We start from the raw sequence: 9,119 nt of genomic DNA on the forward strand, positions 1-9,119 counted from the left end.
AGCAAGTCGCCCGGGGACACCGCGCGCACCGGCGATCCCGGCGCCCGCGCGGTGTCCCCGCCCTCCCCCCTCGCCTCACCCCCGTCTTGAGGAGTCCCCCGTGGCCATCTCGGTCTTCGACCTGTTCTCGATCGGCATCGGCCCGTCCAGCTCCCACACGGTCGGCCCGATGCGCGCGGCCCGCATGTTCGCCCGCCGGCTGCGCGGCGAGGGCCTGCTGGAGAGCACCGCGTCGCTGCGCGCGGAACTGTACGGCTCGCTCGGCGCGACCGGCCACGGCCACGGCACCCCGAAGGCGGTGCTGCTCGGCCTGGAGGGCGACTCGCCGCGCACGGTGGACGTGGAGACGGCCGACGCGCGCGTGGAGAAGATCAAGGCCGACGGGCGCCTCAGCCTGCTCGGCGAGCACGAGATCGCCTTCTCCTTCGACGACGACATGGTCCTGCACCGCCGCAAGGCGCTGCCCTACCACGCCAACGGCATGACCCTGTGGGCGTACGACGCCTCGGGCGCCGAACTCATGACCAAGACCTACTACTCGGTGGGCGGCGGCTTCGTCGTGGACGAGGACGCGGTGGGCGCCGACCGGATCAAGCTCGACGACACGGTCCTGAAGTACCCCTTCCGCACCGGCGACGAGCTGCTGCGCCTGACCAAGGAGACCGGCCTGTCGATCTCCTCGCTGATGCTGGAGAACGAGCGGGCCTGGCGCACCGAGGAGGAGATCCGGGCGGGCCTGCTGGAGATCTGGCGGGTGATGCAGGCGTGCGTGGGGCGCGGCATGAGCCGCGAGGGCATCCTGCCCGGCGGCCTGAAGGTGCGCCGCCGGGCCGCGATGACCGCGCGCCAGCTGCGCGCCGAGGGCGACGCGGCGGCCCGCTCGATGGAGTGGATCACCCTCTACGCGATGGCGGTCAACGAGGAGAACGCGGCCGGCGGCCGGGTCGTCACCGCCCCCACCAACGGCGCGGCCGGCATCATCCCCGCCGTCCTGCACTACTACATCGACTTCATCCCGGGCGCGGACGAGGACGGCGTGGTCCGCTTCCTGCTCGCGGCCGGCGCGATCGGCATGCTGTTCAAGGAGAACGCCTCGATCTCCGGCGCCGAGGTCGGCTGCCAGGGCGAGGTCGGCTCCGCCTGCTCGATGGCGGCGGGCGCCCTGGCCGAGGTGATGGGCGGCACGCCCGAGCAGGTGGAGAACGCCGCCGAGATCGGCATGGAGCACAACCTCGGCCTCACCTGCGACCCGGTCGGCGGCCTCGTCCAGATCCCCTGCATCGAACGCAACGGCATGGCCGCGGTCAAGGCGGTCACCGCCGCCCGCATGGCCCTGCGCGGCGACGGCTCCCACAAGGTCTCCCTGGACAAGGTCATCAAGACCATGAAGGACACCGGCGCGGACATGTCGGTCAAGTACAAGGAGACGGCCCGCGGGGGGCTGGCGGTGAACATCATCGAGTGCTGAGGGAGCGGGCTCCGGGCCCCCGGTTCCGGTGGCCCGGGGGCGTGTCAGTGCCGTCCCCTACTCTTCGGCCATGGCACTGACCGACATCACGCGCCGCGAGGTCGAGAAGGCGATCGAGGAGTGCGACCGGCTCGGCCGGGACGCCTTCCTCGACCTCTACCGCTTCGGGCGCGCCCGCCGCTATCTGCTGTCGTACGGGGGCCGGGAGTACGACTCCAAGGCGATCGTCGGCGCCGCCCACGGCTTCCTGCCCGGTCGGCGGGCGCTGACCGCGGCCGACTTCTCCGGCGGCGCGGCGCACGCCGCCGGACTGCTGAGGACCCTCGGTTTCGAGGTCACGGAACAGCCCCCGGCGGCCGGCCCCACCGCGGACGAGCTCCTGCACCGGGTCACGCACCTCAAGGTGAACCGTTCCTCCGGGCATCCCGCCCTGTATCAGCCGATCACCCTGCTGTGGGCCATGGGCCGGGCCGCGCGCGGCGAGCCCCGGCTGCTTGCCTGGTCCGCGACCGAAAAGGCCCTCGCGGCCCTCCTCACCCGGCACGGCATGCGCGGCGAGCGGCCGCGCCCCGACTACCCCGTCGCCGCCCTCCACCGCGTCGGGATCTGGACGTTGCACGGCCACACGGGGCCCGGGCCCAGCGCGCACGGCGACGCCGCAGTACGCCGCTGGTTCACCGGGAACCAGCCGGTCGGCGGCCTGGCCGAGCCGCTGTACGAGCTGTTCCGGGACTCCGAGGTGACCCGCCTGGCCGTGATCGACGAACTGGTCGGCACCTTCTTCGACGGCCTCGACCACACCCCGCTGCTCGCCGATGTCGGCCTGGCCGGCCTCGAGACGCCCGGCGTCACCGGCCCGACCGCGGCGGAGCCGGAACCGTGGCTCATCACGGCCGCCGAGTACGAGCGCGGCTGCCGGCTCATCGAGCAGCGGGAAGCGGAAGCCGGTCGGGACCGGGTCCGGCGTACGACGCTGAGTCCCAAGCGTTCGCTCACCGCCCGCCGTCTGGTGCTGGGGCGCAGCGAAGGGCGCTGCGAGAACCCGCGGTGCACGGGCCAGCCCGCCGATGTGACCGACCGGCGCCATCCGATCCTCGAGGTCGACCACGTCGTGGAACTCGCGGACGGGGGCCGTGACCACCCGAGTCAGATGGTGGCGCTCTGCCCCAACTGCCATGCTGTGAAGACACGGGGCAGCACCCGCGAAACGCTGCGCGGGATACTGCTCCGCGTCGCGGCGGAACGCCACGCCGGGGTGCCGACGCGGGCCCAGGACATACCGCCCGCCGAGGGCTCGCCGGGCAGCGGTGCTTCGGATCGCGCCGCCGCGCCTCCCGGTCTGCACGGCCCGATCTGAGGCCGCCGCCGCACGTGTCCGCAGGCTTCCTCGACAGCACCGCGCTTCCTTGCGGAATCCCGGGCGGTTCGCCCTGTCGTCGACGTTCGCATGGCCAGGCATGGGTCCGGCGCCGAGTCACCTGAGAAGGCGTCCCCGGCCCGGAGGATCCAGGAAGGGCAGCAGCACGTTGACGCGCAGGAAGAAGGCGGGCCGGTTCCGGGGATCGTGGCCGCTTGCGGCGGCCAGTACCGCGCCGCCGCCACCGAGCCACAGACCGGTGATCAGATCCGTCAGGTAGTGCTCCAGGCCGATGGCGCTGTTGCGGATGTCGGTGTGCCCGACGGTGAAGGAACCGGTGTCCCCCGCCTTCCCATCCCGGACCGCGGCCAGGAACTTGGCCGGCACGACCCGAACGTCGCCGCTGTCGGGGATCAGCCAGTAGGCCGCGGTGGCGCTCCGGTCGAGCAGAGTGGTGAGTTGAGCGGCGTCGATCTCCCAGCTGTCGCTGTTCGGCGCGCTGGGGATCAGCGCCTTCGCCTTCTTGACCTGCACGAGGTCGCCAGTCCGTGCCGCCAGCCGGCCTGGCGCGGCCACGTCGAGGGTGATGCCGATGTCGGCGCCGTTGCCTCGCTCCGCGTGTTTCGTCTCCTGCCTGCTGGCCAGCATCACCTGCGGTGCTCCGGGCGCCAGCCGCCGCCCTGCCGTGGACGCGGTCGCAAGGTGCTTCTCCAGCATCCGCAGCAGGCCGGCGGTCAGTGGCTCCTCGTCCTGCGAGCCGGATTGGGTCACAAACGCACTGAATTCCCGGACCGCCGCGGATACGCCACCACGTACAAGGTCTTCGAGTTCGAAGCTGGACAGCCAGGTCGAGGAGGGATGTTCGAGTGGCCGCGGGAACACCTGGCGCCGGGCGTCGACGGACTGCGAGAGCGCGTTCAGCAGCGTCTCTTCGATCGGGCTGCTGCCATCGGCGAGCGCCGTGACGCCCGCAGCGCGCCTGCGAACCGCGGACACCTCACTGCGCGAGCTCCGCTTCAGCGCGGCTCCCACGGAGGTCCGAGGCTGCGCCAGAGTCAGCGTGACGACCACATCAAGGTCGTCCAGCCGAGGGCCGACGGCGAACAACCAGTCGAGGGAGTCGGCCCAGGCTCGCGGGTTGCGACGTGCGATCTCCTCCACTCGGGCGCGCAGTCCGGCGATCGCCACCGGCGTTCTCTCCACCGTGAGCAGGGCGACGTGGTGCCACAGCTCCGCCCGGACACGGTGCGCGCGACCTTGGAACGCGTCCAGTACCTCCCGGGCGTCCCGGTCAAAGCTGCTCAGCTCGTCACGGGCACGCGCGACGCCCACGAGCACAGCGGTGACAGCCGGGAGGCGCTCGGCGAATCTGTCCGGGTGCCGTAGCTGCGCCGCCCAGTCGATGATGTCCAGTCGCCGGCTGTGCGAAGGGAAGACGAGCTCCGGGGAGTCGGCGGCCAGACCGAGCAGGTGCCTCTCGAGCACGCTGGGGTGTTCCGCGACCAGCCCTTCCAAAGCCCAGGTCAGCCCGAGATCCGCGGCCTCCTGGGACCGTCCGTCGATCGCGTCCAAGCAGCAACGAGGGCAGTCCTCGTCGAAGTCCTTGTAGCACCAGCGGTGGTCGGCGTGCTCCATGTGGGCGACGGTAGCCGAGGGGCGGTCGGCGGTGAGCTGGTAGGGCGGATGTTCGAGCGCTCGGGAGGGATCGGCCGTATCCGGGTGGGGCAGGAATTCAGGGACGACTCCTTCCCCCACGGCACCTTCAGGGAGTTTGCATGCTCAAGGGCATCGATGTGAGCGCTTACCAGTCCGCGACCTACGGCACGAGCGGGCTCTCCTTCGTCTTCGTCAAGGCGACGGAGGGCCGCTCGTACGTCAACTCCAAACTCAGCGCCCAGACCAAGCACGGCCGGGACGCCGGTCTGGTCGTCGGCTTCTACCACTTCCTGTGGCCGGGCAACATCACCGCCCAGGCCGAGTACTTCGTCGCGCACGCCCCCGAGAAGCGGGGTGACATCCTCGCCGTGGACTGGGAGAACACGGCCGAGGGCACCCACGCCTCCAACGCCGAGAAGGACAGCTTCATCCGCAAGGTGAAGCAGCTGCGCCCGAACAACCGGGTGCTGCTGTACACCAACCGCCACTTCTGGCTGACCGTCGACACCACCTCGTACGCGGGCGACGGTCTGTGGATCGCCGACTACGTCAAGGCCGGCCACCCCCGCATCAAGGCCAAGTGGCTCTTCCACCAGTACACCGACGAACCGCACGACACCAACGTCGCGAACTTCTCCAGTGCGGACGCGCTGCGGGAGTGGGCCAAGAAGTGACGGTCCCGGGCACCGGTCAGGCGCGGAAGTCCGCCGGGCGTTCCGGGGAGGCCTCCGCGAGGGCCTTGGCGACCGCCTCGACGCCTTCCCGGAGGCCGTAGACCGGGGTGCCCGGCTGCTGGCGCCAGGAGTCGTCGATGCCGCCGGAGTCCACCGTGTCGAAGCCGAGTTCCTCGATCAGCGCCCGGACCTTCGCCTTGGCCGCCTGGTCGTCGCCCGCCACCGGGAGCGCGAGGCGCCCGGGGTCGCCGGCCGGGCGGGGGCGGTCCAGGATGTCCTGCGCGTAGGTGCCGTTGAACGCCTTGATCACCGGATGGCCGAGGTGCCGCTCGGTCCAGCGGCTCTCGGTCAGGCCGTCGTCCTCGACGGCGTCGATCCGGCCGTCGCGCTCGGGGTAGTAGTTGCCGGTGTCGATGACCGCCACGTCGTCGGCGGCGCCGTCCAGCAGCCCGGCGGGCAGGTGCGGGACCGCCTTCAGGGGCACGGTGACGACGACGATCTCCGCGCCGCGCGCCGCGTCCTCGACGCGTACCGGCGTCGCGCCGGTCTCCTCGGCCAGTGCGGTCAGGGTCTCGGGGCCGCGGGAGTTGGCGACGGAGACGTCGTGCCCGAGGGCGGTGAGCCGCCGGGTGAGGTTGCCGCCGATGTTGCCCGCGCCGATGATGCCGATCTTCATCTGTGCTCGCCTCGCTCTTCCGGGAGGTCGGTGCCTGTGTGCTGTCACGGCTGTGCAGGACAGGCCTAACCTCCGCACGCGGCGGGGTATTCCGGGCGGCGGCGAACGGGTGAGGAGCGCGGGCGGCGGCGGACGCGGGACCGGCGGGCGCGCGGCGGCCGTACGGCGAGGGGCGCCCGGCGTGTCCGCCGGGCGCCCCTCGCCGTCCGCGTCACTTGCTCAGGTACGCCCAGAACTCGTCGAAGGACAGCACCTTGTCGCCGTTGAGGTCGCGCTGCTTGATGATGGCCTCCGCCACGGTGTCGGTGACGTTCCAGTCGCCGCCCTGGGCCAGGGCCGACTTGAACTCGGCCGCGGTGATGAAACCGTCACCGTCCGCGTCGATCCGCTCGAACTGCTTGCGTGCTTCCTCGATGTCCGCCACCGGTCCGCCCCTTTTGTGTCGCGATTGATCTGGCTTGCGTGTCGTACTGACGCAGGTCAGATTAACGGCACGGCGGGGCGGGCCGTGCGGGCGGTACGGCCCGGCGGGGGACGCCGGGCGGCGGTCAGTGCCAGGGCTCGTAGTTCGGGTTGCTCTCGCAGCGGCTGAGGATCTCGGTCTTCGTGGCCTTGTCGACCGGGCAGGCGCCGACGATGTACCGCCGGGCGATGCCGCCGGGGAAGGCGACCTCGACCTGGTCGGCCCACTTGTGGGTGTCGCCGATGGTCTTGTTGACGTCCACGCCGCCGGGGGCGTCGATGTAGTAGTTGTACGCCGACTTCCAGGTCTTGTAGAGGTCGTGGTCGTACGTCGTGGACACGTACGGGGAGGGCTGGTTGACCAGGACGTACTTCTCGATGTCGTACTGGCCGTCCAGCACGTCCCGGGGGAAGAAGCCCTCCTGGAAGATGGTCGCCGGGGCCCGGTTGTCGTTGCGCCACAGGGTGCCGCAGGTGGTGCGCCAGGCGGGGTCGGGCGTGATGCGGTCCACGTCCACGCGCCGGTCGGCGGCGGCCTTGACCTTGTCGGCGAACTGCGGGCAGGCGGGCGCGGCGGCGGCCCGCGCGAAGGCGGTCCGGCCGGCGGCGGCCCCGGTCGTAGCGGCGGAGGTCGTGGCGGCGGAGGTCGTGGGGGCGGTGGCGGCCGTGGTCGCGAGGACGGCCGACACGGACAGGACGGCGGCGGCGATCCGCCGCCGCGGACGAGTGGTGATCATGCGCAGCACGATCGCGGTTCCGCGGCGGCGGGCGGTGGACCGTCACCTGATCGGAGGCGTGTCCGGCCGGCGGGTTGCCGCGCCCCGCACCGGGCGGTGTCAGCGGAAGATGCCGGTGTGGCCGAGCGAGTAGCGGCCCGGCTGGGGGTAGACGGCGAGGCCGTGCGGCCCGCTGCCGACCTTGATCCGGGCGAGCTGCTTCCCGCTGCGGGTGTCGATGGCGTACACCTCGGAGTTGTAGCGGCCGGACAGCCACAGCACCTTGCCGTCGGCGGAGACGCCGCCCATGTCGGGGCTGCCGCCGTGGGGCAGGCGCCACTTCTTGGTGAGCTTGTCCTGGGCGAAGTCGAAGACGGAGACGGTGCCCTCGCCCCGGTTGGAGACGTACATCTCGCGGGAGTCGCGGCTGACGTAGAGGCCGTGGGCGCCCTTGCCGGTGGGCAGGAAGCGGGGCTTGGCGAAGGTGTCGCCGTTCAGGATCCACAGCCCGTCGGCCACCATGTCGGCGATGTAGAACGTCCTGCCGTCGGGCGACATCTTCACGTCCTGCGGCATCGCGCCGCGCACGTCCAGCTTCTGCTGCCCGACGACCCGCATCTTCGCGGTGTCCACCTTGAGCAGTTCGCCGCTGAACTCGCAGGAGACGATGAAGTAGCGGCCGTTCAGGGAGAAGTCGGCGTGGTTGACGCCGCCGCAGGTGACGGGGACGGTCTTGACCCGGTCCATGGTGTGCGCGTCGCGGAAGACGAGCTGGCGGTCCTTGGACGCCATCACCACGGCGTACTTGCCGTCCGGGGTGAAGTACAGGTTGTACGGGTCGTGCACGTCGACGGGCTTGCCCGCCTTGCCGGTCTTCGGGTCGATGGGGGTCAGGGAGTTGCCGAGGTCGTTGTTGACCCACAGCGTCTTCAGGTCCCAGGACGGCACCACGTGCTGGGGCTGGCGGCCGACCGGGATGGTCTCGGTGACCTTGTACGTCTTCGGGTCGATCACCGAGACGGTGTTGGAGTTGGTGTTGGGGACGTAGATCCGGGTGGGGAAGTCCTTGACGGCCTCGGCGAGGCGGCCGGGGCGGTCGGCGGCGTAGGCGTCCTTCGGGTCCAGGACGGGCGGCATGCCGGGCAGGGCATCCGCCTGCTGCCGACCCGGCTGCTCGGGCCGGGCGGGCGCCTCGCTGCCGAGGGCCTCGTCGGTGTGGTGGGCGGAGTCCGTGCCGCTGCACGCGGGCAGCGCGGCGAGCACGGCGCAGACGGCACCGGCGATCAGGACCCTCAGGGGACGGGACGCGGGCGTGGGTGGTGTGGGTGGTGTGGGTGGCATCAGCTCAGCAGCTCCGTGGTGGTGACCGCGTGCAGGCCGCGGCGGTCGAGTTCGGCGAGTACGTCGGGGAGGGCGGCGACCGTGTCGGCGTATCCGAAGTGCAGGCTCACCACGGAACCGGCCCTGGCCGCCGCCATGACGTTGCGGACGACGGCCGGGGCGCCGGGCCGGGTGTAGTCGAGGGAGTCGACGTCGTAGGAGAGCACGTGCGGGTACCCGGCGTCCCGGGCCAGCCGCTGGACCAGCGGGGAGGCGGCCGGGGCACGGGAGGGGCGGAACCAGGCGCCGATCGAGCCGGTGAGGCGTTTCAGGCGGTCGGCGCAGCCGGTGATCTCGGCGCGGGCGTCGGCCTCGGACATGTCGTTGACGGCGAGGTGGCGCTGGGTGTGGTTGCCGAGGTCGTGGCCGCCGTCCAGGACCCGGCGGGCCAGCTCCGGGTGCTCGTCCAGCCAGGCGCCGACGGCGAGGACGGTGAGGCGGGCGCCGTGTGCCTCGGCCGTGGTGAGCAGGGCGCGGGCGATCGCGGGGTCGCCCTGGCCGTGGAAGGTGAGGGCGACGCGGGGCCGGTCGCGGGGGCCGTGGGCGATCTGCGGGGGCTGGTGCGGGAAGGCGCGCGGGGCGGGGGCGGCGGAGCGCGCCGCGGCGGTGGGGGTGGCGGGGGCGCCCGTGGGCGGGGCGTCGGGCGCGGCGGGGGGCGGGGGGGCGCCCGTGGGGGGACACCCCGCCCCGAGCGCGCCCCCCGCGGCGAGCCCCGCCCCCGCCCCCCGCA

Annotated in this window: 9 protein-coding genes; 3 read left to right on the forward strand and 6 right to left on the reverse strand. The window is 72.1% G+C overall.

Going from position 1 to position 9,119, the window contains the following annotated elements; genetic code table 11:
* Window positions 1-100: 100 nt before the first annotated feature.
* Window positions 101-1,468, forward strand: a complete 1,368-nt coding sequence (locus K7787_RS27090) for an L-serine ammonia-lyase (protein WP_009190728.1) — start codon at window positions 101-103, stop codon at window positions 1,466-1,468.
* 70 nt (window positions 1,469-1,538) lie between these two features.
* Window positions 1,539-2,825, forward strand: coding sequence for an HNH endonuclease (locus K7787_RS27095; RefSeq protein WP_223003263.1), 1,287 nt, complete (start codon window positions 1,539-1,541; stop codon window positions 2,823-2,825).
* 117 nt (window positions 2,826-2,942) lie between these two features.
* On the opposite strand, the gene K7787_RS27100 is transcribed toward K7787_RS27095, so the two are convergent.
* Window positions 2,943-4,460 carry a hypothetical protein gene (locus tag K7787_RS27100; RefSeq protein WP_223003264.1) on the reverse strand — a complete coding sequence of 506 codons (1,518 nt, stop codon included), beginning with the start codon at window positions 4,458-4,460 and terminating at the stop codon, window positions 2,943-2,945.
* Window positions 4,461-4,600: 140 nt separating this feature from the next.
* Here K7787_RS27100 and K7787_RS27105 point away from each other — a divergent pair, with 140 nt between their 5' ends.
* The gene (locus K7787_RS27105; protein WP_009190725.1) at window positions 4,601-5,155 is read left to right on the forward strand and encodes a GH25 family lysozyme; all 555 of its coding nucleotides are present in this window, start codon (window positions 4,601-4,603) and stop codon (window positions 5,153-5,155) included.
* A gap of 16 nt (window positions 5,156-5,171) precedes the next feature.
* Here K7787_RS27105 and K7787_RS27110 read toward each other — a convergent pair whose 3' ends face one another.
* The 5 genes from K7787_RS27110 to K7787_RS27130 form a co-directional block, all read right to left on the reverse strand.
* Complete coding sequence (locus K7787_RS27110; protein ID WP_308036482.1) at window positions 5,172-5,879, reverse strand: NADPH-dependent F420 reductase; 708 nt, start codon at window positions 5,877-5,879, stop codon at window positions 5,172-5,174.
* A 163-nt stretch (window positions 5,880-6,042) separates the two neighbouring features.
* Complete coding sequence (locus K7787_RS27115; RefSeq protein WP_009190723.1) at window positions 6,043-6,255, reverse strand: EF-hand domain-containing protein; 213 nt, start codon at window positions 6,253-6,255, stop codon at window positions 6,043-6,045.
* A 124-nt stretch (window positions 6,256-6,379) separates the two neighbouring features.
* Entirely contained in the window at window positions 6,380-7,030 is a 651-nt protein-coding gene (locus K7787_RS27120) for an ADP-ribosyltransferase (protein WP_223003265.1), read from the reverse strand.
* A gap of 99 nt (window positions 7,031-7,129) precedes the next feature.
* Window positions 7,130-8,350, reverse strand: a complete 1,221-nt coding sequence (locus K7787_RS27125) for a YncE family protein (protein WP_050790768.1) — start codon at window positions 8,348-8,350, stop codon at window positions 7,130-7,132.
* On the reverse strand, window positions 8,350-9,119 hold a 770-nt coding region (locus K7787_RS27130; RefSeq protein ID WP_223003266.1), incomplete at its 5' end, for a polysaccharide deacetylase family protein. The genes K7787_RS27125 and K7787_RS27130, both read right to left, overlap by 1 nt.

It is taken from the genome of Streptomyces sennicomposti (genome assembly GCF_019890635.1).
In the GTDB taxonomy this organism is placed as follows: Bacteria; Actinomycetota; Actinomycetes; order Streptomycetales; family Streptomycetaceae; genus Streptomyces; species Streptomyces sennicomposti.

What these genes read in the sequence shown, in the direction of transcription:
- K7787_RS27100 (WP_223003264.1), bottom strand. Translation starts at nt 4,460, where the DNA reads ATGGAGCACGCCGACCACCGCTGGTGCTACAAGGACTTCGACGAGGAC.
- K7787_RS27105 (WP_009190725.1), top strand. Translation starts at nt 4,601, where the DNA reads ATGCTCAAGGGCATCGATGTGAGCGCTTACCAGTCCGCGACCTACGGC.
- K7787_RS27120 (WP_223003265.1), bottom strand. Translation starts at nt 7,030, where the DNA reads ATGATCACCACTCGTCCGCGGCGGCGGATCGCCGCCGCCGTCCTGTCC.
- K7787_RS27125 (WP_050790768.1), bottom strand. Translation starts at nt 8,350, where the DNA reads ATGCCACCCACACCACCCACACCACCCACGCCCGCGTCCCGTCCCCTG.
- K7787_RS27095 (WP_223003263.1), top strand. Translation starts at nt 1,539, where the DNA reads ATGGCACTGACCGACATCACGCGCCGCGAGGTCGAGAAGGCGATCGAG.